General features: G+C 42.1%; 27 protein-coding genes and 1 riboswitch. Of the genes, 24 read left to right on the top strand and 3 right to left on the bottom strand.

Features of this window, described 5'->3' with window-relative positions:
* Positions 1-6 precede the first annotated feature (6 nt).
* The 5 genes from D8793_RS06160 to D8793_RS06180 all read left to right on the top strand — a co-directional run bounded on the left by D8793_RS06160 (position 7) and on the right by D8793_RS06180 (position 5,132).
* Positions 7-498 carry an HDIG domain-containing metalloprotein gene (locus D8793_RS06160; protein WP_048766208.1) on the top strand — a complete coding sequence of 164 codons (492 nt, stop codon included), beginning with the start codon at positions 7-9 and terminating at the stop codon, positions 496-498.
* A gap of 19 nt (positions 499-517) precedes the next feature.
* Positions 518-1,201, top strand: a complete 684-nt coding sequence (locus D8793_RS06165) for a Bax inhibitor-1/YccA family protein (RefSeq protein WP_125371874.1) — start codon at positions 518-520, stop codon at positions 1,199-1,201.
* Positions 1,202-1,382: 181 nt separating this feature from the next.
* On the top strand, positions 1,383-2,846 hold the full coding sequence (locus D8793_RS06170) for a flotillin family protein (RefSeq protein WP_125371871.1): 1,464 nt from the start codon (positions 1,383-1,385) through the stop codon (positions 2,844-2,846).
* A 162-nt stretch (positions 2,847-3,008) separates the two neighbouring features.
* Positions 3,009-4,433 (top strand): NADP-dependent phosphogluconate dehydrogenase, encoded by a 1,425-nt coding sequence (gene gnd / locus D8793_RS06175; RefSeq protein WP_045498904.1) that lies wholly within the window; start codon positions 3,009-3,011, stop codon positions 4,431-4,433.
* 9 nt (positions 4,434-4,442) lie between these two features.
* Entirely contained in the window at positions 4,443-5,132 is a 690-nt protein-coding gene (locus D8793_RS06180; protein ID WP_125371869.1) for a response regulator transcription factor, read from the top strand.
* A 94-nt stretch (positions 5,133-5,226) separates the two neighbouring features.
* Here the strand turns inward: D8793_RS06180 and D8793_RS06185 are convergent, their stop codons facing one another.
* Complete coding sequence (locus D8793_RS06185; protein WP_125371867.1) at positions 5,227-5,709, bottom strand: S-ribosylhomocysteine lyase; 483 nt, start codon at positions 5,707-5,709, stop codon at positions 5,227-5,229.
* Positions 5,710-5,986: 277 nt separating this feature from the next.
* On the opposite strand from D8793_RS06185, the gene D8793_RS06195 reads away from it, so the two are divergent.
* From D8793_RS06195 to D8793_RS06255, 11 genes are all read left to right on the top strand, one after another.
* Entirely contained in the window at positions 5,987-7,600 is a 1,614-nt protein-coding gene (locus tag D8793_RS06195; protein ID WP_125371863.1) for a ribonuclease Y, read from the top strand.
* Between the two features lie 65 nt (positions 7,601-7,665).
* Positions 7,666-8,094 (top strand): hypothetical protein, encoded by a 429-nt coding sequence (locus D8793_RS06200; protein ID WP_125371860.1) that lies wholly within the window; start codon positions 7,666-7,668, stop codon positions 8,092-8,094.
* A gap of 11 nt (positions 8,095-8,105) precedes the next feature.
* On the top strand, positions 8,106-8,405 hold the full coding sequence (locus D8793_RS06205; RefSeq protein WP_015605577.1) for a hypothetical protein: 300 nt from the start codon (positions 8,106-8,108) through the stop codon (positions 8,403-8,405).
* The gene (locus D8793_RS06210) at positions 8,405-9,124 is read left to right on the top strand and encodes a DUF4176 domain-containing protein (RefSeq protein ID WP_015605576.1); all 720 of its coding nucleotides are present in this window, start codon (positions 8,405-8,407) and stop codon (positions 9,122-9,124) included. The genes D8793_RS06205 and D8793_RS06210 overlap by 1 nt, the downstream gene beginning before the upstream one ends.
* Positions 9,117-11,732, top strand: a complete 2,616-nt coding sequence (locus D8793_RS06215; RefSeq protein ID WP_260471129.1) for a DNA/RNA non-specific endonuclease — start codon at positions 9,117-9,119, stop codon at positions 11,730-11,732. The genes D8793_RS06210 and D8793_RS06215 overlap by 8 nt, the downstream gene beginning before the upstream one ends.
* Position 11,733: 1 nt before the next feature.
* The gene (locus D8793_RS06225; protein ID WP_125371858.1) at positions 11,734-12,219 is read left to right on the top strand and encodes an immunity protein YezG family protein; all 486 of its coding nucleotides are present in this window, start codon (positions 11,734-11,736) and stop codon (positions 12,217-12,219) included.
* A gap of 121 nt (positions 12,220-12,340) precedes the next feature.
* Positions 12,341-12,826: an immunity protein YezG family protein gene (locus D8793_RS06230; RefSeq protein WP_125371856.1), complete on the top strand. Its 486-nt coding sequence runs from the start codon at positions 12,341-12,343 to the stop codon at positions 12,824-12,826.
* A gap of 42 nt (positions 12,827-12,868) precedes the next feature.
* A complete protein-coding gene (locus tag D8793_RS12170; protein ID WP_260471128.1) occupies positions 12,869-14,008 on the top strand; it encodes a hypothetical protein in 1,140 nt (379 codons plus the stop codon).
* A gap of 118 nt (positions 14,009-14,126) precedes the next feature.
* Positions 14,127-14,705 (top strand): PoNe immunity protein domain-containing protein, encoded by a 579-nt coding sequence (locus tag D8793_RS06245; protein WP_514133002.1) that lies wholly within the window; start codon positions 14,127-14,129, stop codon positions 14,703-14,705.
* A 114-nt stretch (positions 14,706-14,819) separates the two neighbouring features.
* Positions 14,820-15,530, top strand: coding sequence for a hypothetical protein (locus D8793_RS06250; RefSeq protein WP_125371852.1), 711 nt, complete (start codon positions 14,820-14,822; stop codon positions 15,528-15,530).
* A 72-nt stretch (positions 15,531-15,602) separates the two neighbouring features.
* Entirely contained in the window at positions 15,603-16,088 is a 486-nt protein-coding gene (locus D8793_RS06255) for an immunity protein YezG family protein (RefSeq protein ID WP_125371850.1), read from the top strand.
* Positions 16,089-16,403: 315 nt separating this feature from the next.
* Here D8793_RS06255 and D8793_RS06260 read toward each other — a convergent pair whose 3' ends face one another.
* Both D8793_RS06260 and trkA read right to left on the bottom strand, forming a co-directional pair.
* A complete protein-coding gene (locus D8793_RS06260; protein ID WP_125371848.1) occupies positions 16,404-17,843 on the bottom strand; it encodes a TrkH family potassium uptake protein in 1,440 nt (479 codons plus the stop codon).
* A gap of 4 nt (positions 17,844-17,847) precedes the next feature.
* A complete protein-coding gene (gene trkA, locus D8793_RS06265) occupies positions 17,848-19,197 on the bottom strand; it encodes a Trk system potassium transporter TrkA (RefSeq protein ID WP_125371846.1) in 1,350 nt (449 codons plus the stop codon).
* A 305-nt stretch (positions 19,198-19,502) separates the two neighbouring features.
* Here trkA and D8793_RS06270 point away from each other — a divergent pair, with 305 nt between their 5' ends.
* From D8793_RS06270 to D8793_RS06305, 8 genes are all read left to right on the top strand, one after another.
* Complete coding sequence (locus D8793_RS06270) at positions 19,503-20,012, top strand: tRNA (cytidine(34)-2'-O)-methyltransferase (protein WP_061910590.1); 510 nt, start codon at positions 19,503-19,505, stop codon at positions 20,010-20,012.
* 80 nt (positions 20,013-20,092) lie between these two features.
* Positions 20,093-20,311: riboswitch (FMN riboswitch) on the top strand.
* 144 nt (positions 20,312-20,455) lie between these two features.
* Positions 20,456-21,013 carry an ECF transporter S component gene (locus D8793_RS06275; protein WP_048766230.1) on the top strand — a complete coding sequence of 186 codons (558 nt, stop codon included), beginning with the start codon at positions 20,456-20,458 and terminating at the stop codon, positions 21,011-21,013.
* Positions 21,003-21,653 carry a phosphatase PAP2 family protein gene (locus D8793_RS06280; RefSeq protein ID WP_125371841.1) on the top strand — a complete coding sequence of 217 codons (651 nt, stop codon included), beginning with the start codon at positions 21,003-21,005 and terminating at the stop codon, positions 21,651-21,653. Before D8793_RS06275 ends, D8793_RS06280 begins: the two co-directional genes overlap by 11 nt.
* A 102-nt stretch (positions 21,654-21,755) precedes the next feature.
* The gene (locus tag D8793_RS06285) at positions 21,756-22,055 is read left to right on the top strand and encodes an MGMT family protein (protein ID WP_125371839.1); all 300 of its coding nucleotides are present in this window, start codon (positions 21,756-21,758) and stop codon (positions 22,053-22,055) included.
* A gap of 59 nt (positions 22,056-22,114) precedes the next feature.
* Complete coding sequence (gene mnmL, locus D8793_RS06290; RefSeq protein WP_125371837.1) at positions 22,115-23,062, top strand: tRNA modification radical SAM protein MnmL/YtqA; 948 nt, start codon at positions 22,115-22,117, stop codon at positions 23,060-23,062.
* Positions 23,056-23,604 carry a tRNA 5-(aminomethyl)-2-thiouridylate-methyltransferase MnmM gene (gene mnmM, locus D8793_RS06295; RefSeq protein ID WP_125371835.1) on the top strand — a complete coding sequence of 183 codons (549 nt, stop codon included), beginning with the start codon at positions 23,056-23,058 and terminating at the stop codon, positions 23,602-23,604. Before mnmL ends, mnmM begins: the two co-directional genes overlap by 7 nt.
* A 47-nt stretch (positions 23,605-23,651) precedes the next feature.
* A complete protein-coding gene (locus D8793_RS06300; RefSeq protein ID WP_062122638.1) occupies positions 23,652-23,906 on the top strand; it encodes a hypothetical protein in 255 nt (84 codons plus the stop codon).
* Positions 23,907-23,918: 12 nt separating this feature from the next.
* Positions 23,919-25,973 (top strand): cation:proton antiporter, encoded by a 2,055-nt coding sequence (locus D8793_RS06305; protein ID WP_125371834.1) that lies wholly within the window; start codon positions 23,919-23,921, stop codon positions 25,971-25,973.
* Positions 25,974-25,989 lie beyond the last annotated feature (16 nt).

A 25,989-nucleotide genomic window follows, 5' to 3' on the forward strand; every position in this document is an offset into this window, starting at 1 on the left:
GATGATATGCCTTACAGAGAAGATGATGAATTTATGGCCTATGTGGGGCATTTGATCGAGAAGCCCAGCGTCCAACGCTTAAAAGGAATTACCCATCATATTCATTCTAATCGGCTTGAACATTCGATCAATGTCAGTTATACTAGTTATAAGATTGCTAAAAAATTTGGCTGGAATGCCCGCAGTACAGCACGAGGTGCTCTTCTGCATGATCTATTTTATTATGACTGGCGCGAAACCAAGTTTAAAAAGAGTCATGCCTGGGTTCATCCCCGCCTAGCAGTCCGAAATGCCCGCAAGATTACCAAGCTCAATCGAGTTGAGGAAGATATTATCATCAAGCACATGTGGGGAGCGACCTTAGCACCACCCCGCTACAAGGAGTCCTTCGTTGTAACCATGGTGGACAAGTATTGGGCGATCAAAGAAGCGACGGCGCCTTGGCGACAAAAGCTGAGTGGGCGTAAAAAGTATCATCGAAAGATGATGAAAAGTTAAAATGTAAAAAGGAGACATTATGAACAATACAATTATTCAAGAAAACAGTGGACTTTCTAGTTTTTATTCTAAGGTCTACGGATTTGTTGGGATGGGAATTGCCATCTCTGCTCTGGTTTCAGGCTTAATGCTGACGACCTTCCAGACAGCTCTAGTTGAGATTCTACTCCATTATAGCTGGATTTACTATGGAGCTATCTTTATTGAACTGGCCTTGGTTTGGTCAGCTTCCAGCAGAGGCCTCCGCAATAGTCCAGCTGCTCTTCCCCTCTTTTTGAGCTACTCAGCCCTAAACGGATTTACCATGAGTTTCATTGTGGCCATGTACACAGGAGGCGTGGTCTTCAAAGCATTTGCAGTTAGTGCGGCTGTTTTCCTTGTCATGGCAGCCATGGGCATCGTCATCAAAAAAGATTTGTCTGGTATGGGCCGTGCTATGATTGCAGGTCTGATTGGGATTGTGATCGCGAGTTTTGTCAATATTTTCCTGGGTAGCGACATGATAGACTATATTGTCAGCTATGTCAGTGTCGTCATTTTTGCAGGGTTGATTGCTTGGGACAATCAAAAAATCCGCTATGTCTATGAGCAGACAGGGGGACAAGCTGGACTTGGTTGGGCCCTTTCTCTGGCTTTGAGCCTTTATCTCGACTTTATCAATCTCTTCCTCAGCATCCTTCGTATTTTTGGAAGAAATGACTAATAAAAGATGGATAGCTTCCTCGATAAATGAGGAGCTATCTTTTTGTTTGAAGGGGCATTTGGGAAGTTGAATAGGATTAGCAGTAAAAGTTTTGCAAACTGTTAATTTTTTGATATACTAACTAAAAATATATTTGGGCAATGCATTCGTCTATTGCTCTGGAAAAAGAAAGGAAGTTTCTATGGATATGTTATTTATCCCAGGCTGGTTGATTTTTGCAATCGTTGCAGCCATCGTGCTTATTATTCTTTTGGCTAAGGGGTATGTCAATGCTAAGCCAAATGAAGTAGTCGTTATTACTGGTCTGCGTAAGCAGCGCCATTTGAGAGGTAAGGCTGGCTTCATGATTCCTTTTGTAGAGCAGCGCTCTTATCTGGATATTGAGCAGTTTTCTACAGACGTCCGTACTTCTGAGTCTGTGCCAACACTTGATTTTATCAACGTTCGTGCTGATGCGGCTGTTAAGTTGAAGATTGGTACTACGGATGAAATGATTGACCGTGCGGCAGAAAACTTCCTTAATTGGAATACCACTGATATTTCTAACTCTGTCCAAGATGTACTAGAAGGAAATCTTCGTGAAGTAATCGGTCAGATGGAATTACGCAAGATGGTCAATGACCGTCAGGAATTTGCTTCTAAAGTGCAAGATAACGTAGCGCCAGATTTGGCTAAGATGGGTCTGGAAGTCATTGCCTTTACCGTTCAATCCTTCTCTGATGAAGGTGGCGTGATTGATAACCTCGGTATTGAAAATGTCGAAACGATCAAGAAAGACGCCCTGATTGCCAAGGCTAAGGCTGAACGTGAGCGCAAGGAAGTTGAAGCTGAGCAGGACAAGTTGGCTAACGACAAGCGTGTGGCTGCTGACTTGGAAATTGCTCAAAAGCAAAATGAACTCAAACTGAAACAAGCTGCCCTTAAGCAGGAAGCAGATATCGCGCAAGCTAAAGCGGACGCAGCTAAAGGGATTGAGGCTGAAATCCAGCGTCGTGAACAAGAACGTGTGGCAGCAGAAGCCAACATCATGAAGCAGGAGAAAGAAGCGGAAGTCAAAGAACGGGAAGTTAAGGTTCGTGAGCAGGAATTGGATGCCAATATCCGCAAGCAAGCCGAAGCTGAAAAATATGCCCGTCAACAGGCCGCAGAAGCGCAATTGATTGAACGTCAGCGTCAGGCCGAAGCGGAACTCTTTGAAACGCAGAAAGAAGCGGAAGCCCGCAAGGCTCAAGCCGAGGCTGAGAAATTTGCGCAACTGCAAGAAGCAGAAGCTATTGAAGCCAAAGGACGTGCAGAAGCGGAAGCCATTCGTCTTAAACTAGAAGCGGAAGCCCAAGGTTTGGACAAGAAAGCAGAAGCCATGAAGAAGATGCAGGAAGCTGCGATTACGGAGATGATTGTCGATAAATTGCCAGAAATCGCTCGTGCGGTGGCAGAGCCATTGACCAAGGTAGATAAGATTACCATGTATGGTGAAGGCAACGCTTCTAAAATGGTCGGCGACATCATGCAGAGCATTGATCAAGTTTCTCAAGGGGCAGGCTTTGACATTCGTCAACTGTTAGCTGGAGCACTTGGTGTCAATATGACTGTCAACAAGCTCAAACAAGATGAACAAGCGATCATCGAAGTTGATGAGAAATAAATCCAAATGTATCTATGATATCCAAACAGCTGGGAGTTGCAACTTCTGGCTGTTTGCGTATCCTCCCACAGAAAAGCATTTCTATCAGCTAAATACTTTTCATTACCATGTAAAAATGTTAAAATATAACAGATTAAACAACTAAGTCTATAGGAGTAGAAAATGACAAAAGCTAATTTTGGTGTCGTAGGTATGGCCGTAATGGGTCGTAACCTTGCCCTAAATATCGAATCTCGTGGTTATACAGTTGCCATTTACAACCGTAGTAAAGAAAAAACAGAAGACGTAATCGCTTGCCATCCTGAAAAGAAATTTGTTCCAAGCTACGATGTAGAGTCTTTCGTTCAATCCATTGAAAAACCTCGCCGTATCATGCTCATGGTTCAAGCTGGACCTGGTACAGACGCAACTATCCAAGCTCTTCTTCCACACCTTGACAAGGGCGATATCTTGATCGACGGCGGAAACACTTTCTATAAAGATACAATCCGTCGTAATGAAGAATTGGCAAACTCAGGCATTAACTTTATCGGAACTGGTGTTTCTGGTGGTGAAAAAGGTGCCCTTGAAGGTCCTTCTATCATGCCTGGTGGACAAAAAGAAGCCTACGAATTGGTTGCTGATGTTCTCGAAGAAATCTCAGCTAAAGCACCTGAAGATGGTAAACCATGTGTGACTTACATCGGTCCTGACGGAGCTGGTCACTATGTGAAAATGGTCCACAACGGTATCGAGTATGGTGATATGCAATTGATTGCAGAAAGCTATGACCTCATGCAACACTTGCTTGGTCTTTCTGCAGAAGACATGGCTGAAATCTTCACTGAGTGGAATAAAGGCGAGCTTGATAGCTACTTGATCGAAATCACAGCTGATATCTTGAGCCGTAAAGACGATGAAGGGCAAGATGGACCAATCGTAGACTACATCCTTGATGCTGCAGGTAACAAGGGAACTGGTAAATGGACCAGCCAATCATCACTTGACCTTGGTGTGCCATTGTCACTGATCACTGAGTCAGTATTTGCCCGTTACATCTCTACTTACAAAGAAGAGCGTGTACATGCTAGCAAGGTGCTTCCAAAACCAGCTGCCTTCAAATTTGAAGGTGACAAGGCTGAGTTGATCGAAAAAATCCGTCAAGCTCTGTACTTCTCAAAAATTATTTCATACGCACAAGGTTTTGCTCAATTGCGTGTGGCATCTAAAGAAAACAACTGGAACTTGCCATTTGCGGACATCGCATCTATCTGGCGTGATGGCTGTATCATCCGTTCTCGTTTCTTGCAAAAGATCACAGATGCCTACAACCGTGATGCTGATCTTGCTAACCTTCTCTTGGATGAATACTTCTTGGATGTTACTGCCAAGTACCAACAAGCAGTGCGTGATATCGTAGCTCTTGCGGTCCAAGCTGGCGTACCAGTACCAACCTTCTCAGCAGCTATTACTTACTTTGATAGCTACCGTTCAGCGGACCTTCCAGCTAACTTGATCCAAGCACAACGTGACTACTTTGGTGCTCACACTTACCAACGTAAAGACAAAGAAGGAACCTTCCACTACTCTTGGTATGACGAAAAATAGGATAGGCCTATGGCAAAGCGAATTTTATTAGTAGAAAATGAAAAGAATCTTGCACGATTTGTGACTTTGGAACTGCAAAAGGAAGCATTTCTTTTGGATGTAGTTGAGACAGGAAGTCAAGGTTTGGCACTAGCTAGAGAAAATGACTATGATCTATTTTTGCTTAATTATGACCTGCAGGATATGACCGCTAGTGAGTTTGCTAGGCAACTGAGTTTGTTCAAGCCGGCCTCAGTTATTATCGTCTTAGCCAGCCGTGAAGAAATCAAAGAACATGCAGATGAGATTCAGCGCTTTGCTGTTTCCTATACCGTCAAGCCTTTTATTATCAGCGATTTGGTTGAGAAAGTTTCCGATATTTTTCGAGGTCGAGACTTTATCGACCAGCATTGTAGCAAGCTAAAAACACCGACTGCTTACCGCAATCTACGAGTTGATTTGAAAAATCATATCGTCTATCGTGGAGAGGAAGTGATTGCCTTGACACGACGAGAATATGATCTATTAGTGACGTTGATGAGCAAGCAAAAGGTCATGAGTCGCGAGCAGCTTCTAGAACGTGTCTGGAAGTATGAAGGTGCCACTGAAACTAATGTAGTAGATGTCTATATTCGCTACCTACGGAGTAAGATTGACGTTGCTGGGCAGACCAGCTATATCAAAACTGTCCGTGGTATCGGCTATGCTATGCAGGAATAATAAGAACAAACCCGCCCTCTGTCTCCAGAAGGGCGGGTTGATTTTTTCATTTTTAGCACAAATAATACAATCTTAGAAACTAAAATCTCTCTGCTTAGAGGACATGGCGCTCGAAAGCATTGTCAGAGATCCCTTGGCTGAGAATGAGTTTCGCCCATTCTTTGGCAGAAAAAAGGCTGTGATCCTTGTAATTACCACAGGATTCGATAGTAGTGCCAGGGACATCCTCCCAAGTAGTCGTTTCAGCGATTTCTTCTAAGCAAGATTTGATGACTTTAGCAATTTCAGTCGCTGAGTGTTGTCCCCACATGATCATATGGAAGCCTGTGCGGCAACCGAAAGGTGAGCAGTCAATCATACCGTCAATCCGCTTGCGAATCAGCATAGCCAGTAAATGCTCGATGGTATGCAGGCCAGCCGTCGGAATAGAGTCTTCATTTGGCTGCACCAAGCGAATATCAAAGTTAGAGATAATATCTCCTTTGGGACCAGTTTCCTCGCCAATGAGACGAACATAAGGTGCTTTTACGATTGTATGGTCAAGCTCAAAACTTTCAACGATGACTTCTTTAGACATGATTTCTCCTTTAAAATTTTAAAATTGGAACCTGAAAATGAGATCAGATTTCAAAAGCGACATTTCAAACACTTCCTTTTGATTATAGCATAAAAAAATGAGAGTTAGGAAATAAAAAAATTTTATATATTAAATTCTTTGATTTAGCGCCTTTTCGACCAATAATAGGCAAAAAACGGCCTTCTTTTTCAAAAAATTGATTTGTGAATTTCTGCTATTTATGATAGAATAAAAAGGAATTTTGAATTCAATAATTAAATAGATTTGGAGTAAAAACATGGGCTTATATACTATAGCTGCTTTTGTTTTTGCTGCCATCATTGGTTTAGTGATTGGGTATGTAGGAACCGCGGTTAAGATGAAAGCATCTAAAGAAGCCGCGGAACTTACTCTTTTAAATGCTGAACAAGAAGCAACCAATTTACGCGGTCAGGCAGAACGCGAAGCGGATTTGATTGTCAAAGAAGCGATGCGCGAAACCAGTTCGCTTAAAAAAGAAGCACTTTTGGAGGCAAAAGAAGAAGCCAGAAAATATCGTGAAGAGGTTGATGCAGAATTTAAGTCTGAGCGTCAAGAGTTAAAACAAATTGAAAGCCGCTTGACAGAGCGTGCAAGTAGCCTTGATCGCAAAGATGATAATTTAACCAACAAGGAAAAGACTTTGGAGCACAAAGAACAAAGTCTGACTGATAAAGCTAAACACATTGATGCGCGTGAAGCACAAGTAGCTGAGCTAGAGAAGCAAAAAGAAGCTGAGCTTGAGCGGGTAGCGTCCTTGACTCAGACGGAAGCGCGTGAGATTATCTTGACCAAGACCGAGGACAAGCTGTCCAAGGAGATTGCGACTCGTATTCGGGAAGCAGAGCAGGATATCAAAGAGCGTTCGGACAAGGTAGCCAAGGATATCTTGGTTCAAGCTATGCAGCGGATTGCTGGTGACTATGTGGCTGAGCAGACCAATTCAACGGTTCATCTTCCTGATGACAGTATGAAGGGACGGATTATCGGACGTGAAGGCCGAAATATTCGAACCTTTGAAAGCTTGACAGGAATTGATGTTATCATTGATGATACGCCTGAAGTGGTTACTCTTTCAGGTTTCGATCCAGTTCGCCGTGAGATTGCTCGGATGACTATGGAAGCTCTTCTCAAGGATGGTCGGATTCATCCGGCTCGTATCGAGGAATTGGTCGAAAAGAATCGCTTAGAGATTGACAATCGTATTCGAGAGTATGGTGAAGCCGCAGCTTATGAAATTGGAGCACCAAACTTGCATCCTGATTTGATGAAGATCATGGGTCGCTTGCAGTTCCGTACTTCTTACGGGCAAAATGTTCTCCGTCACTCGATTGAGGTTGCCAAACTGGCTGGAGTTATTGCTGGAGAGTTGGGTGAAAATGTTAACTTGGCTCGTCGTGCTGGTTTCCTCCATGATATTGGTAAGGCCATCGATCGAGAAGTAGAAGGCAGCCACGTAGAAATTGGAACTGAGTTGGCTCGCAAGTATAAGGAGCATCCAGTTGTTATCAATACCATTGCTAGCCACCACGGAGATGTGGAACCTGAGAGTGTTATTGCAGTCATCGTTGCAGCAGCTGATGCCCTAAGTGCAGCTCGTCCAGGAGCTCGCAGTGAATCGCTGGAAAGCTACATCAAGAGATTGCAAGATTTGGAAGAAATTGCGAACAGCTTTGAAGGAGTTAAGACAAGCTTTGCCCTTCAAGCAGGTCGTGAAATCCGAATCATGGTTAGTCCAGAGAAAATCAAGGACGATAAGATTACAATCTTGGCGCATGATGTGCGTGAAAAGATTGAAAATAACTTGGAGTATCCAGGAAATATCAAGGTCACAGTCATTCGCGAAATGCGAGCAGTTGATTATGCAAAATAAAGTACTAGGACCTTGTCCTAGTCTTTTTTGAAAAGCTGAGGAAACGAATAAAGAAAGGAGACGTAATGGTAGAAATTATCGACAATGATTTATATGCTCAAAATGCGAGAAATTGCCAATTAAGCGGAGATCAAAAAAAGCAAGAAGCAGATAATGTAGGCTCAAAAATAGAGCGATTAGAGGCTGCAAAGAAAATTTTAGACGAACAGCTCGTTCTACTAAATGGAAAAATTGATGGTGCAGAAAATCTTTTCAATGGATCTGCAGGAGATATGTCTCCTGCTGGTAATTGGAAAGGAGATTTAAAAAAAGAATGTAAATTTCATTTCGAGCGTGGAATTACAAATCTGACTGATATGGAAAACAATTATCAGGATACCTTGAAAAACATTAATGGTGAATTAGTGAAATTGAAAGCCTCTCAGTTAGATTTATTGGGAGCGGCGCAGAGTTTTTGGGATCAAGCTCAGTCTTGGTGGAATTCCATTCAATAAAAGGAGGAAACATGTCTCAAGATAAAGTAGGTGTACAACCCGAAGAATGGTCTAGTGTTGTCAGTAATGCTAAGAAAAGTGTTCATGGGCTAGTAGCTTTGTCAAAAAAAGAAGTTAGCTCGACAACTCTTTCTCGTTTTAAAAAATTTAATACAATTCAAGATACTTGGAACTCAGCCTTGACTGCTTATAAAACGTATGGAGAAGCAAGGGCAGATATGATGGCTAAGATGGGTGAGAAAATCATTGAGGATGATGCTGTCTATGCTAGTCAAATTGATAAGAATAAGAATTATGTGAGGTTTAACTAATGGCAGATACTCAAGAGTTGGAGGACTTTCGCACAGTCTTGTCTACGTGGCCGGATACTGATTTCGAAATAACAGATACTATTATCAAATTCGGAGATTTTCTGGGAGCACGGCCCCCTTTGATGAGAGAATTATACAAGTTAATCAAGCTGAAAGGATCTCAATACGAATACAATTCTTTGCTTGGAACGACTATTCTTTTTACCCGTACTCAGAACGGTCAGATTACCTTCTCTTTTAACGGGGAAGAGCAGGTGTGGTCGGAAGATTCATTTTTTCTATTTTTGGCTATTCTAGATGTCTATTTTGGAAAGATTTATCCGATTGGTTCAGTTGTTGAGCTTGATTTGGATTTGCTGAACAGTGAGCTTAAGGAAATGTTTTCTGAGGAGCCAGGAGCGTTGGTCATGCTGACTGGACGCAAGGCACCGTTAGCAGAAGGTTTTGACCCTTATGTGATCGATTATTTTGGTCGAGTATGGCCATTTGGTGAAGTTGCTGCTTTTCCGCCTGTATTTGTTAGCAACATGATGATTAAGAATGTTGTTCATTTTGGCTATGAAAATGAATGGGAGGAAAGAATTTCAGAAGAAGTCATTCGCCAGACTTATATCAAAAGCCACCAGTTGTCAACCGCCTTTATGACTAGGGTAGATCAGTTGGCTTATTTAGCCTTTTTGAATGAGAAGTTAGTAGAGAAGGAGGGATTAGATGAGTGATGGATTTTACGTCGATGTAGAAGAACTATATAATGTTTTTGAGGGGCTTCAATCGCAATCTAAAAAATTAATTAGTAGTTTGGAAGCTGCTAAAAGCTCTTATAATTCTGTGATCACTTCTAATTCCATGTATGGTAATGTGGGGCAAGCAATCGCGGGCGAGATTAATAGTTCGCATAATATGCTGCTAATGCAACTAAAGGATCTTCTTTATAGTCTGCAAAGTGACTTTTCTAAGGAAGTGGAGAGCTTTCAATCAGCGACTGGCGAGAAGTCAAGTACAGCGATAATTAGCCATAGTTATTTGAAGTCTACAAGCGAATATTTTGATACCCTAAAAGGTGAGATTGATCAAATTAGAAAAACAATCAACAGCGCAACGGATAGCGTCAGTGACCTAGTCTCTGTGACCAGCGATGCTAAGAACTATGAGTATTTTGGAGGTAATCTCTCGAATGCTAAGGAAGTGATAACGACTACGATAGAAAAAGTCTCAACCTGGGATGGCCAAGGCACCGCATTGGCAACGGAGACTAGTCTCCAATATCTGCAAGAATTGCTGGGTCAACTGCAGCAGACAAATGAGCTAGACTATAGCGATCCTATTATCAGCCAAGTAGTGAACAATCTTTCCCCCATGGCAGATAAGGTCAAGGAGATAGATGATCAGATAGATGAGAGTGTCCAGAAAGCCGAGCTAGAGGCACAAAAAGCCAAGGAATTGGAAGACAAGGAAAAGGAGAGGATAGAAAAGGATTGGCGCCTTCACCATCCAATTCAGGCCACGTTGCGAGATTGGCGTAAGGGCTTCTCTGATAGTTTAGACGGAATGACTGAATGGATGAAGGATGATCCGAACTGGGCCTACATCAAAGGTTTTGGGGATGCAGCCTTTGGCGTTTTAGGTGATGCAACGTTTGGAGCTGTAGAATTTGGTGTTGATCTTGCCCAATACACCCACGAAGGTCTGACGTTTGGTTATAATTCTCTCATGGGGAAAGAAACTCCGCAGTGGATGAAGGATGATCTAGAAGGTGGGAAGAATGCTCTTGGCGAAGCCTTACTAAATACGCTTGGGACTGCTTATGGATTAGTCACAATGATTCCAGAAGTGAATGATTTGATTAATGCCTTAGACGACAGTACTCGCGATGGCAGTCTCATGGGGTCGATTCTACATGATGCCCGTCATGCCAAAGATTTGAAACAGCAACCGATTCGTGATAAAATTAAATTGGTTGGACAGTTTTCGGGTTACGAAAGTGGACAGGCTGCGGGAGAAATCATCAGTGAGATCGTTTCATTTATTGGTCCTACTAAGTTAGCCAAGATAGCCGGCAAGAGCAAGCTGGTAAGCCGATTGTCACAGGTGCCCAAGATTGAAAAGGGTCTATCTTATATAAAACAAGCTCGTACGATGTTGTCTGACAACTATCTGAGTACACTAGCACGGGAGAGCTATGGTGCGACCAAGGACTTCTTTAGAAGTCGTTTGGGGAATCTATGGGATGACTTGAGTTACAAGAAGTTCTCCTTTGCGGGGTTGGATGATTTCCGCTATGGAGATGACATTGGCAAGCATACCGCTCGACTTTACCAGAGTACGGGTGAGAGTGCGGAGTTTCAGCGTATACGCCAGAAACTCTATGGCGAGGCAAGCGAGCAGAGCGGTCGGAAGGTTAGTCGAGAATTCAGCAAGGAAGCTAGTGAGCAGTTAGCTAAGCATAGTGATGATGTAGCTAAAAGTGCGAAAGAGGCTGCAGAGCAAGCAGGCAAGAAAGCTCGTCAAGAGTTCAGCAAAGAAGCCAGTGAACAACTATCTAAGCATAGTGATGATGTGGCTAAGGGTGCGAAAGAGGCTGCAGAACAAGCTGGTAAGAAAGTTGGCAAGGAGTTCAGCAAGGAAGCTAGTGAGCAGTTAGCTAAACATGGCGATGAAGTAGCTAAGGGTGCGAAAGAAGCTGCAGAACAAGCAGGCAAGAAAGCTCGTCAAGAGTTCAGCAAAGAAGCCAGTGAACAACTGACTAAGCATGGCGATGATGTAGCTAAAGGTCTGGAAGAAAACGCTGAGAACACTAGTAAAACTGTTAAAGAGGTTGAATATGGCGAGCACTTTACTAAAGGAGTCAATGGCCGTAAGGAACTCTTGCCAAACGTTCAGTATGTGACAGAGAGTGGTTACCGCTATACGACAGACGAGTTTGGCCGTATTTCTCGTGTTGAAGTGGACGAATTGATTCTCAAGAAGGGGAAACGTAATGCCCATAGTCAACGTGTGGCTGGTCGTGAGTATCGGATTACGGAAGCCGAGCTTTGGGAAGGTCTGGATGATGGTGGACACTTGATTGGGACTCGTTTCAATGGTTCTGGAGACTTTGATAATGTTGTGGCTATGAACCGTGAAATCAACCGTCCTGGTGGAACCTGGTACAATATGGAAGAAGAATGGGCGAGTGCACTTAAGGAAGTACCACCTAGAAAAGTCACAGTAGACATTCAGCCAGTCTACTCAGGTAAGTCATTGAGACCGGATTCATTTGAGGTTATCTATCAAATAGGCGATGAGAGACCGCGTATTAAATCAATCTTAAACCAAATCGGAGGATAAAATGGAAAAACAAATTAATGAAAAAATTCGTGAGATCGCACAGAGTGTTAATGAGACAATACCAGTAGCTTGGGATAATCTTTTTATTAACATAAGTTTAGCTTTTGATGGGGGAGAGGTATATTATTTCTTTAATGAAGAGGGGAAAAACGAGTATATCTACAATCTCTATATTCCAAAGCGGTATGGTATTCCCAATTTAGAATTTCGGAATCAAGAAAGACGCACCTTTAGATTGGCTTGGGAATTGAGAGAAATTTTTGAGAAAGAAGAACAACCTTTGTGGACTTCTTGTACGATAAAGGTAATTGGCACGAAATTATCTGCTGAATTTGACTATGCACCTTGGAATGAAAGTGATTTTAGCTCAGGTCAACAAATGGATTTTTTTGAATATAAATATCTCGGAAAGCAACCAGCGAATGAAAAAGAACTAGAGCACTTCAAAGCAATGGAAGCCTTCCAGCAGGAACATAACGGCAAATAGTTTGCTTGGATAAAAGACTGCCTTAAGGTGGTCTTTTATGGTTTTCCAACCGCTGGTCCATAGGTTTTGTGGTATACTGAGATTGTAGTGGAGCACTGATAGAACTAAATCGGAGGATAAAATGGAAGAACAAATTAATGGAAAAATTATCGAAATCGTACATCAAGCCAACGATATGATTCCAGTTGAGTGGGATGATTTGTATATTGTAATCGAGATGGATAAGACATACAGTGGAGAAGTTTATTTTTATTTTAAATATAAGAATGAATATCACTATTATTTATACATTCCTAGAGATTTTGGTGTAGATAAATTCGAAATTTATAGCCAAACAGATCGATTATTTGAGAAGTCACAAGAATTAAAAAAAGTATTTGTTGAGAATGATTTGACAGATTGGTATATTTGTATCATTCATTTGGATGAAAATAATAAGCTGTCAGTAGACTTTGACTACGCGCCATGGTTGGAAAGCGGTTATGGTCCAAGCGCTCGAATGGACTTGTTTGAGTATAAATACTTAGGCAAGCAGCCAGCCAATGAAAAAGAACTAGAACAGTTCAAGGCCATGGAAGCCTTTCAGCAGGAACATAATGGAAAGTAATTTGCTTGGATAAAAGACCACCTTAAGGTGGTCTTTTATGGTTTGACAAACGGCAGTCTCATGGGGTCGATTCTACATGATATCCGTCATGCCAAAGATTTGAAACAGCAACCGATTCGTGATAAAATCGAGCTAGCTGGACAGTTTTCGGGTTACGAAAGTGGACAGGCTGCGGGAGAAATCATCAGTGAAATCGTTTCATTTATTGGTCCTGCTAAGTTAGCCAAGATAGCCGGCAAGAGCAAGCTGATTAGCCGATTGTCACAGGTGCCCAAGATTGAAAAGGGCTTATCTTATATAAAACAAGCTCGTACGATGTTGTCTGACAACTATCTGAGCACACTAGCACGGGAGAGCTACGGTGCGACCAAGGACTTCTTTAGAAGTCGTTTGGGGAATCTTTGGGATGACTTGAGTTACAAGAAGTTCTCCTTTGCGGGGTTGGATAAATTCCGTCATGGAGAGGACATTGGCAAACATACCGCTCGACTTTACCAGAGTACGGGTGAGAGTGCGGAGTTTCAGCGTATACGTCGGGATCTTTATGGCGAGGCAAGCGAGCAGAGCGGTCGGAAGGTTGGCCGAGAGTTCAGCAAGGAAGCCGGTGCGCAAGCTCATCCTGAAGTCCATTGGGAAGGCCACAAGTGGGAAAGCCATTTGGATGACCTCCATCAGAAAATGTTGAAGAATAATGTTCCGGTAACTTCTGAAGTACATACGATAGAAGAGATAGCTAAACAACAAGCTGAGATATTAAAAGTCCGCTATGGCGAGGAGGCGCTTTCTTCAAGTTTGAAGAAAGGTAACTTCGGTGAAATGGTTCAGGATGAGTACTATCGTCAGTTTGGTTATGAACGTATCAGTAAGGACATAGTAACGGGATTGGGTGATGCTGGTCATCAGGGGATTGATGGTGTTTACTACAATCCTAATGGCCACCCACCATACATCATTTCGGAGGCTAAGTATAATAAAGCTAGACTTGGTAAAACTAAAGATGGGAAACAGATGAATAAACGGTGGATAAGGAATAGACTTAAAAAAGCAGTCAATTCAGAACACTACGATGCGATTCTTAAAGCGCAATATGCGGGTGATATCCAAAATCACTTATTCAATGTCAAAAAGAATGGGAATATTATTGTTAATCAACTGGATGATGCCGCTAAAAAGATGAAATGAGGAGTTTATGTTACGAGATAAAATTAAATCAAAGAATTATTTTATTGGTATTAAGAATGAAGGAGTAGATTGGTTGGAAAATTTAAGAGAGATGAGACCAATAATAACTTCAAATAAATTGAGTACCTATTATATTGATTTAGATGTTACAAATAATGAATTATTGAGAACTTGTTATTCATTAGGAGATAGCATAAATAGTATTTTCGAATATTTCAAGGAAGGTCTACATTATTATAGCTTATCTTATACTGAAAATGATGGTATTTTCACCACTATTGACTATCTGTCCCTAGCGGTTCTTTTTGAAAATCGTAAAGAAGAGTTTATAGATGATGTAAAAATTTTGTTTGATAAATATGTACAATATTCTGAGGAAGACGAAAGTATTCAAGACGGCTACATTGATACCCTGGCCCTCTATTTATTGGAAGGAAAGGTAGAAAACTTCCGTTCTCACCTAGAGTATCTCAATATGATTGGGGATGATGCAGATAGTGTCATTGAAGCACAGAAGTTCTGGTACTATGCCCACTCAGAAGCATCATGGTATGACACACATAAGACAGAGGATGCCTATTATGGTTACTGGAGTTTTGATACCGCTGCCCTTTGCAAGATGCGTGGTATCTATGATGAACGTCTCAAAGATTTGGATTTCTTCCCATACGACCTATTGGTTCAGAACGATAAATAATATCTAAGTTGACCGCCCTTTTGGGCGGTTTTTAGCTGAGAAAGCTTGGAAGGTATGCTTTGTGGTATACTAGAGATACAGGAAAGTTGATGATAAATCAAGCTGGAGGTGAAGATGGATAAAATGGTAAATGAAAAGATTGCGTTTTTAAATAAATACACGCTATCGCCTGAGAAAAAAGTGGAGTTTATAACCGGTAGATCTACTATTTTGAATGCTCCCATTCCAGAATATTGGAAGGATGTTTTTCTAACGGATGATTTAGACGATAGAAAAGCAGTTATTCTAGGAGTTTTGGGGAAATATCTTGCAGAGGAATTGAGCAATACGATTCTTTATCTACAAACATATTTGACTGATATTGAGTTGATGAAAATCGGCGATGAATACTCTATTTTATATACTATTCTTAGTTACAAGACTCAAAAAACAGTTTTCTATGAAGGGAAAAATCCACTGCCAGAATCAGAATTTAGTGAGAAATTTGACTGTCCGATTGAAAATATAGATAAAACGATTGTAGACTTTTACACAAAAGTTCATAATGGCTTTTACTACTACCCTAGTAAAACAATGGGCTTGGATAACACTGAAAATATTGATTCCATGGCTGATTTTGAATGGGAGTATGGAGACCAGTTGGAGATGGATTTAACATCTTGTTATAATTTTTTCAGTAACGGGATGGGGACCTATGTGGTACTTGATTTAAACCAAAATCTGGAGACAGGAGCATATCTTTGGTCCACCAAAGAGCTTCCCAAAGGAAACTTAAATTTTTGGGATATCATCGATGAATGGATTATCATTGGACTGGATTTTTAAAAGAATCGTCAATAAGGTTAAGAATGGACAAGATTTGCTAGCTGCAATTTAGCGAGTTAGAAAGAGAATAATATGGAAAAACAAATTAATGAGAAGATTATCGAGATTGTGCATCAAGCCAATGATATGATTCCAGTTGAGTGGGATGATTTGTATATTGTAATCGAGATTGACAAGACTTACAGTGGAGGGGCTTATTTCTTTTTCAAATATAAAAATCAATATCATTACCATCTTGAAATGTCAGAAGATTTTGGTCTATCTATGGTAGAAGTTTTAAACGAAAATAAGATTTTATTTAAAAAATCTGAAGAACTGAAAAAGGTGTTTGTTGAAAATGACTTGGCAGATTGGTATATTTGTATCATTCATTTGGATGAAAACAATAGGTTATCAGTAGACTTTGACTACGCGCCGTGGTTAGAAAGTGACTTTGGCCCAAGTGCACGTATGGATTTCTTTGAGTATAAATATTTAGGCAAGCAGCCAGCTAACGAAAAAGAACTAGAACAGTTCAAGGCCATGGAAGCCTTCCAGCAAGAACATAATGGAAAATAGTTTACTTGGATAAAAGACCACCTTGAGGTGGTCTTTTATGGTTTAATCAAACCTTATATATATTGTTTGTGGCATACTAGAACCATAATGAAGCGTGAAAAGGAAATCAGTAGCAAGCCCAATCGGAGGATAACATGGAAAAATAAATTAATGAGAAATTATGTATCAAGTAAATGACATGATTAGTATATTATATATTCGAGATAACAAAATAGGCTCCATAATTCCTACAGTGTTTTATTCACTACAGAAATTATAGAGCTTTTGTTTTTGAACTTGATAATAAACTTAAGTATTATACTATAGTTATTCCTGCTATCTATTAGACCAGGTTCTTGGTAGGAATAGAAGCAGGATAGGATATATTTCTAAACGTCCTGCAATCATGGCAAGAGAGAGGAGGAATTTAGAAAATGGGCTATAGATAGAGAAAGTCTCGGTTGTCCCAATCATTGGTCCGATATTATTGAAACAGCTGATGACAGCACTGGTAACAGTCATTAGATTGTTATTGTCCAGACTGATGATGAAAATCAAAGCTGCGATAATCAAAATATAAACTGCCAAATATTTGAGAACCTTGTGTTGGGTATCTTTATCCAAAACAGCACCGTTGATATGCATGGTTAGAACGCGGTTTGGCGAAATCGTGGAAAGGATTTGGTTTTTAGCGATGCGACCGATGATAATGGCACGGATCACTTTGAAACCGCCAGCGGTGGAGCCAGCAGAACCACCTAGACACATGAGCAGCAGCAGAATGACTTGTGAGAAGAGGGGCCACTGTACGGTATCTCCATAGCCGAATCCTGTCGTAGTAATGATGTTGGAAACTTGGAAAAATGAAATTTCTAAGCTTTTTGCAAATTCCCCGTAAATATGGAGAACATTGAAGCTAATCAAAATGGTGGCAGTGAGGACAATCCAGAGATAGCCTTTCAACTCCTCATCATGAAAACAGGCTTTAAATCTTCGAATCAAGAGATAATAGTAGAGATTGAAGTTTACCCCAAAGGTCAGAACGCCAAAGCTGACAAGGTAGGTGATTAGAGAACTGTTGTAGTGGGCAATTCCGTCGTTAAAGACAGTGAAGCCTCCCGTACCAGCTGTTCCCATTGCGATGACGATACTATCAAAGAGTGGCATGCCGGCGAGGAAATAAAGAAAAGTAAAAAGAGCAAAGAGCGCTAGATAGATAATATAAAGAATCTGGGCGGTGTTTCTTAATTTCGACACAACCTTACCAAAGACTGGTCCAGGAACTTCCGCTTTCATGACTTCTAAGTGGCCATTTTTAGCATTGTCCATGATAGCCAAGGCAAAGACCAGCACCCCCATTCCTCCAATCAAGTGGGTAAAACTACGCCAAAAGAGGAGGGAATGGGAAAGGACAGATACATCATTTAAAATCGTAGCACCAGTAGTGGTAAAGCCAGAGCTAACTTCAAAGAAAGCATCAATTAGATTAGGAATCTGACCAGAAAAGACAAAAGGCAGAGCGCCAAAGAAGGACCAGAGAATCCAGCAAAGGGCAACAATCAGTACCCCTTCCTTGGTGTAAATGTGGGCATCCTTAGGCTTAAAGGCTGAACCTAATCCACCCAAGATCACTAAAATAATCATTGTCGCGCCGATCGAAAGGAAGACTTCAAGATCTTCATGGTAGATCAGGGCAACGATTGTTGGAACCAACAAGAGAGCCGCTTCGATGAGCAGGAGTTTAGAGAGGAGAAAGCGAATCATAGGTCTATTCATGGGGCTACCTCTCTAACAAATCGTAAACCTTATCGATGTTTTGAATCAAGGTTGTCACGATGATCTTATCTCCGACTTCCAAATAGTCATCTCCACTTGGGAAGATGGCTACGCCTTGACGAATGATAGCAGCAATCAGCACCCCGCTCCTCAATTTGAGCTGAGAAAGTGGCTGTTCGACCATTTTATTTCCTTCATTGATCTGGAATTGAAGCGTTTCAATTTGGCCATTTGCTACATGGTGCAAGGCTTCTAGGCTGGAGAATTGCGCGTTATTCCGTCCGCGGATAAAGTGCATAATGGTATCAACAGCAATCCCTTTTGGCGTGACAATACTTGCGAAGTCTTGATTGTCAATAATCTCGAGGAGGCTTGTCCGGTTGATCTTGGTAATGTTTTTTTGAACTCCAAGATTGTTGAGGAACATTGAGGTGATGATATTTTCTTCATCGACGCCTGTCAGAGTAGCTATTGCATCGTAATGTGCAGCTCTTTCCTCGAGTAGAATATCTTTGGCTGTACCGTCTCCATTGACCACATAGAGCTCAGGAAATTCTTGGCTGAAGAACTCTGCCCGCTGGCGATTGATTTCGACGACCTTGAGCTCAATCTTACTATTTTTGAGAATATTTAAGAGATAATAGGCAATCTTGCCTGCCCCGATAATCATGAGGCTCTTGATGACTCTTGGTCGGATTTTATTGTGGAAGCGGACAATTTCTGAACGATTTCCAGTCAGGAAGATTTTATCAGATGGCTGCAAGGTGAAATCCCCATCTGGAATACTGAGTTTGCCCTCTCTCTCAATAGCACAGATAATAACGTGAGGGAAATGCTTCCTAAATTGCGAGAGATTCATTTGGCAGAGATAACTTTCTGGCTTGATTTTGAACTCCATCAAGGTCACTCGACCATTGGCAAAATGCTCCAATGACAGAGCATTAGGAAAATCAATAATATTGGCAATATAACGAGCAGCGAGGAGTTCAGGATTGACCATCAGAGAGAAGCCTAGAATATTTTTTTCTTTAAAATAAGCATTAGAGTATTCAGGATTTCTCACGCGGACAATGGTTTCTTTGGCTCCCATTTTCTTTGCGAGAACGGCTGAAACCATGTTGACCTCATCCTGCTCAGTCATGGCAATAAAGATATCACAGTGGGCAACATCTGCCTGCTCCAAGATTTTAAAATTAGCACCATTTCCAACGATGCCCATAATATCGTAACGTTTTGTAATATGATTTAGAACAGCTTCATTTTGTTCAATTAAAACGACATCATGCTTTTCAGCAACGAGCGAGCGACAAAGGGCGGCTCCGACCTTCCCGCTTCCGACGACGATAATTTTCATATTATTCCTCCCGAATATGTATCTATCATACCTTTTTTTATATAAAATTTCATCTATAAATCTCAATAAAGTCGTTTTTTACAGAATAGGAAGCTGTTTCAAAAGAAATCCTACAAAAATCTCACTTTTTGAGGTCATTTTTATTGACTTGTCGGAAGAAAATGATATACTAGGAAAGTACCCTCATTGATTTACATCAAACCTGTTGTGATGTAAGTTAATGATGCCTTAACCACGCTGTTTGCTGAGCTTGACTCCGGGCAGTGTGGCTATTTTTTTATTCTAATGAAAATCAGGAAAAAATCATGTCTCAGCAAAATCATATCGTCCTTTTTGAACCACAAATTCCACAGAATACAGGCAATATTGCTCGTACTTGCGCAGCGACCAATTCTCCCCTCCATATCATCAAGCCCATGGGATTTCCTATTGACGATCGTAAGATGAAGCGGGCAGGGCTGGATTATTGGGATAAGCTAGATATTAGCTTCTATGAGAGTCTGGATGACTTTATGAAGCGGATGGACGGACGACTCTATCTGATTTCTAAGTTTGCCGAGAAGGTCTACTCGGAGGAGAATTTTGCTGCAGAAGGGCCGCATTATTTTATGTTTGGCCGTGAGGACAAAGGCTTACCAGAGGAATTTATGCGCCAGCATCCAGAAAAAGCCTTACGCATTCCCATGAATGACCAGCATGTCCGCAGCTTAAATGTCTCTAATACGGTCTGCATGATTGTCTATGAAGCCCTGCGCCAACAGAACTTTGCAGGACTGGACTTGGTGCATGAATACGAAGCGGATAAGTTGAAATAAAAGAAAAATAGTTGAATTGAAATAATATTTATTACATCAATCAAAAAGCTTGCTCTGGCAAGCTTTTTTTGTTATGATAAGAGTGTCTTCAGGGCAGGGTGAAATTCCCGACCGGCGGTAAATTTGACTAGCTATTTTTGCTTTCTCGTCTTTGTCTTGTCTCGATATACTTTAAGTATTATCTTCGACTGCGACGCCTAGATAAATCTAAAATATCTTAGCCAAATAAGTCCGCGAGCGAAAGCTGATGTGGTGCGATTCCACAACCGACAGTATAGTCTGGATGGGAGAAGACGAAAGGCGTTATTGCCTGGCCGGTTGGTCGTTTTAATCTTATTTTAAGGGGCATTTTATATACTCTTATAAATTGTGAAAGGATTTTTTGGGCCTTGTGTTAACAGCCTTCCAGCTTCTCTAATTTTTATAAATTGGAGGAACCTGTTATGACAAATACGCGCAAAATGGCGATAGTAGCGGCTTTATCTGCACTATCTTTTCTGCTCATGTTCTATCAAATCCCTTTGGTAGCCGAGTTTCTAAAATTGGATTTTTCGATTATTCCGATTTTATTAGCCTTGGTTCTCTTGGATTTTAAGAGTTCTGTAGCAGTTCTGCTCATCCGCTCTGTTTTAAAATTGTCCTTAAATGGTCATGGAGTGGAAACCTTGATCGGTTTGCCAATCAATATTGTGGCGATTCTGGTCTATGTCATCTTCTTTGCTCTTTTCTGGGAAAAGAAGAGAGATTTGATGAGCTATTTGCTTGCATCTTTCCTAGGGATTCTTTCCTTGACTGCAAGTATGCTGGCGCTGAATGCTTTTTATGCCATTCCGCTTTATGCTCGTTTCGCAAACTTTGATATTGGTCAGATCATCGGTGTAAGTAAGTATCTGCTGACTATGATTGTTCCCTTTAACCTATTAGAAGGAGTAATCTGGGCGGTGGCTTTCTGGCTGATTTACACGCTTTTGACGCCCGTTCTAAAACGCTATGAAAAATAAACAATCTTATCTAACAAAGGGCTCTTTTGCCCTTTTACTTTTCGTCATATTAGGCTACATGGTCAAGTTTTATCCAGAGCAGCTAGTTGGCTTTGATGGTCCGATTCAAACTTGGCTGCGAGGGGACTTGCCCACAGCTTTGACGACATTTTTCAAACTGGTTACTAGTTTGATTGACCCGCTAGGGATTATTATCTGGGTGTCTGCCCTTGTCCTATTTTTCCTTTATAAAAAATGGAAGCTGGAAGCTGCCTTGCTGGCGGGAAATCTGGTTTTACATGGGATTTTGATTAAGCTGATTAAACTCGTCTACCAAAGAAGTCGGCCTAGTATTTCTCATTTGGTCGAAGAGGGTGGTTACTCTTTCCCGAGCGGACATGCCATGGCGACAGCTATTGTGGTAGGGACTTTGATCATTACCGTCCAGCAACGGGTGCAAAATCAACAAATCAAACGTCTGGTACAGGGCCTGCTCTTGCTCTTTATCTTAACCATTATGGCATCCAGAGTCTATCTGGGCGTGCATTACCCGACGGATGTAATCGGAGGAGCCTTGCTGGGCTTTGCCATTCTCAATATCGAATTTCCCTTTTATGACAAGCTGCGCTTTCAATGGCGTTTCAGGGGAAAACAGAAATAAATAGAGATGTGAAAGGTTGGCTTTGCCAGCCTTTTTGTCTTGACAAAGAAGACCTCTTCTTTTAAGATAGGAGCAAGTGAGGTTAGGAGGAGGTTGTCCGTTTTGAATCCAGAAATCATCAAGTCGGTTTTAGCTCTTGTGGATGAGATTCCCTCTGGGCGCGTGGTGACCTATGGTCAGATTGCCCGTTTGATTGGGCGACCTAAAAACGCCCGTTTGGTCGGGAAGATTCTCAGTCAGTCGGAGCTTTATGGTGGCAAGCATCCTTGCCATCGGGTAGTCAATGCGGCAGGGCGTCTCGCACCAGGCTGGGAAGAGCAAGCGCACTTGCTTTGGGCAGAGGGAGTGGACTTGAAGTCCAATGGCTGTGTGAATCTCAAGCATTATCAATGGGAGCGATGAATTTCTTCTTTCTTGGTGAAAGAGGAAATTTTTGTTTCTAGGCTCCTTTTTGTGGTAGAATGGAAGGTATGAAATCTTACAATTCTTTGAATGATTATTATCGAAAACTTTTTGGAGAGAAGACTTTTAAGGTGCCCATTGATGCGGGCTTTGACTGTCCCAACCGGGATGGTACGGTAGCGCATGGAGGCTGTACTTTCTGTACTGTTTCGGGTTCTGGTGATGCCATCGTGGCGCCTGATGCGCCCATTCGCGAGCAGTTCTATAAGGAAATTGACTTCATGCACCGCAAGTGGCCGGATGTTCGTAAGTATCTGGTTTATTTCCAGAACTTCACCAATACCCATGAGAAGCTTGAAGTGATCCGTGAGCGGTATGAGCAAGCCATTAACGAGCCAGGTGTCGTTGGCCTCAATATCGGAACTCGGCCCGACTGTTTGCCTGATGAGACCATCGCCTACTTAGCTGACCTGTCTGAGCGCATGCATGTGACCGTGGAGCTGGGGCTTCAGACTACCTATGAGGAGACTTCAGACCTTATCAACCGTGCTCATTCCTATGAGCTTTATGTGGAGACGGTCCAGCGCATTCGTAAGCTGGCCCCCAAGGCGGAGATTGTCTCTCACTTGATCAATGGCCTGCCGGGCGAAACCCATGAGATGATGCTGGAAAATGTCCGTCGCTGTGTAACGGACAATGACATTCAGGGAATCAAGCTCCACTTGCTTCACTTGATGACCAATACCCGCATGCAGCGGGATTATCATGAGGGGCGACTGCAGCTGCTCAGTCAGGAGGAGTATGTCTCCATCATCTGCGACCAGCTTGAGATTATCCCCGAGCATATCGTTATCCACCGTATCACAGGCGATGCCCCGCGGGATATGTTGATTGGCCCCATGTGGAGCCTTAATAAATGGGAAGTTCTCAATGCCATCGAGGCAGAAATGCGTCGTCGTGGCAGCAAGCAAGGCTGTAAAGCAAAGGAGCAGAAATTCGTATGTTAAGACCTTTACAAATGGCCCATGCCTTTTTAGCAGAAGTTGTGACCAAGGAAGATGTCGTTGTGGATGCCACTATGGGCAATGGGCATGACACCCTCTTTCTGGCTCAGTTGGCCAAGCAAGTCTATGCTTTTGACATTCAGCAGCAGGCTGTGGAAAAGACCCGCCAGCGTTTGTTAGAAGCTGGCTTGGACAATGCTCAGCTAATCTTGGCTGGCCATGAGAGTCTGGACCAATACACAGACCATTTCAAGGCTGCTATTTTTAATCTTGGCTACCTGCCTTCGGCGGACAAGTCTGTCATTACCCGACCCGATACGACGCTGGAAGCTCTAGAAAAGGTCAGCCGAGGCTTAGAAAAAGGTGGCCGTGCAGCTATCATGATTTACTACGGGCATGAAGGTGGCGAAATTGAAAAAGATGCGGTGCTGGACTTTGTCAGTCAGCTGCCTCAGCAGGACTTCACTGTTGCCCTCTACAAGACCATCAATCAGATTAACAATCCGCCTTTTTTGGTTATGATTGAGAAATTAAAAGAAAAATAAGGATTCCAAAGTTGCTAAAAACTTTCTGGGGAATCATTTGGAGAAAAATGGATAAACAATATTTGCATGAAAAATTGGCTGGCTTACGAAACAAATACGTCGAGTCTGCCAATGAAGAAACGACTGTTGGCCTTTTGGACGAGGCCAAAATGAATAGAAAAATGCTGCGAATCAAGAAAAAATTGGTGAATTTAGAAATGGAGCGTTGCCAAAAGATGATTGAGCACCGCGACCTATCCAAAATTGATCAAAAGATTTCAGCGCAAAAAGAATTGTTTAAAGAGTGCTGCCAGCAGAGATAAAGGAGGTTCAAAGTGGAAATCCTTCTCTACACGATTGTTTTTCTACTCCTGTTGGTTGTATCGAATGTGACCAACCGCTTGCTGCCCCAGCTTCCTTTACCTCTAGTGCAAATTGTGCTGGGAATTTCGCTTGGTTTTCTCCTTCCTCAGGGGAAATTTCATTTAGATACAGAGCTATTTTTGGCCTTGGTGATCGGCCCCTTGCTCTTTCGGGAGGCTGAGGAAAGCAATACTACCAGTATTCTCAAGCACTGGCGAATCATTTTGTATTTGATTTTTCCAGTTATCTTTATTTCAACGCTTGGTTTGGGCTATCTGGCTCATCTTCTCTGGGGGGCCTTGCCCTTGGCGGCCTGCATTGCCGTAGGAGCCGCTTTGGGTCCAACAGACTTGGTTGCCTTTGCTTCCCTATCAGAACGTTTTTCCTTCCCCAAGCGGGTGGAAAATATCCTAAAAGGAGAGGGATTGCTCAACGATGCGTCTGGTCTAGTTGCTTTTCGTGTGGCTCTTTTGGCCTGGACTACAGGAAGTTTTTCCCTAGGAAAAGCTAGTATATCCTTAGTTCTTTCCATTATCGGTGGTTTTGCCGTCGGGATGGCCAGCGCAGCTCTTAATCGCTGGTTGCATAAATTGCTGATGAGTGCCCAAGTATCAGATATTGCTAGTGAGCTCTTGCTGGAGCTGAGCCTACCCTTGGTTACCTTCTTTTTAGCAGAGGAGATTCATGTCTCAGGGATTATCGCAGTAGTCGTTGCAGGTATCTTTAAGGCTAGCCGCTTCAAGCGGATAACGCTTCTGGAAGCTCAGGTGGATTCGGTCACGGAAACCATCTGGAATACAGTGAACTTTATGCTCAATGGCTCTGTCTTTATCATTTTAGGAATAGAGCTGGAGATGATTGCAGAGCCAATCTTAAAGAGCCCGATTTACGATAATCTCTTGCTACTCGTGAGCATTGTCCTTCTGACTTTCCTACTCTTTGCCCTTCGGTTTGTCATGTTGTTCACTTTTTACTTCATTCGAATCAGAAGATTGCACAAGAATGTTGGAAACTACCTGAAGGAAATGCTGCTGCTGACCTTTTCAGGTGTCAAAGGAACCGTCTCCATTGCGACTATTCTTTTGATTCCGAGTCAATTGGAGCAAGATCATCCTTTGTTGCTTTTCTTGGTAGCGGGTGTGATCTTTCTTAGCTTTCTGACAGGTTTGCTCACTCTTCCTCATCTGTCTGAAGAAAGAGAAGAGGAAAATGAGCACCTGATGCACATCGCTATTTTAAATGAGGTAGTGAGTGAGCTGGAAGCAGGCCTCAAGCAAACCAAGGCTAAGGCACCTCTCTATGCGGCTATTGACAATTACCATGGTCGTATCGAAAACCTAATCCTTGAACAGGAAGATAAGGCCACTCAGCGAGACTTAGCAGCTCTGAAATTATTGATTTTGAGTATCGAAAATGATGGTTTGGAGCAAGCTTTTGAGGAAGGAAAAATCAGCGATCGTAGCTATCATCTTTATCAGCGTTACCTACATAATATTGAGCAGGGCATCAATCGAAACTTAGTTTCTCGCTTTACCTATATGTTTCTCGTTACACTGCGCGTATTGCGCATGTTGCTCCATGAAATCGTCACCCTTGGTGCTAGATGGCGCTCTTGGAGGCAAGGTGGAGCTAAGCATCTAACTGCTGAGGATATGGAGGATATAGCAGAGCTTTATCTGTCCAATACCGAAGTCATTATCGAAAGTTTGGAACATCTAAAGGGTATCTATAAGCCTTCTCTAATTACTTTTTTGCAGGAATCTCGACTAAGAGAAACGGAGATCATCGGTAGTGGTGCCTTCGTCGAGCGTGTTATTGCGCGATTCAAGCCCAATAACATCTCAGAAATGATCTGGGGCTATTATTTGGAGAGAAAAATTATCTTTGAATATGAGAAAAAGAAATTGATCTCAAGTAGCTATGCTAAACGCCTGCGCCAAAATGTCAATAATTTAGAAAATTACTCACTGAAAGAAAGAGCCAATACTCTACCTTATGACATGGTTAATTACGCTAGAGAGCGCTAGAAGATAAGGCTATCCA

The sequence above is a fragment of the Streptococcus cristatus genome, assembly GCF_003943465.1.
Taxonomy (GTDB): domain Bacteria; phylum Bacillota; class Bacilli; order Lactobacillales; family Streptococcaceae; genus Streptococcus; species Streptococcus cristatus_C.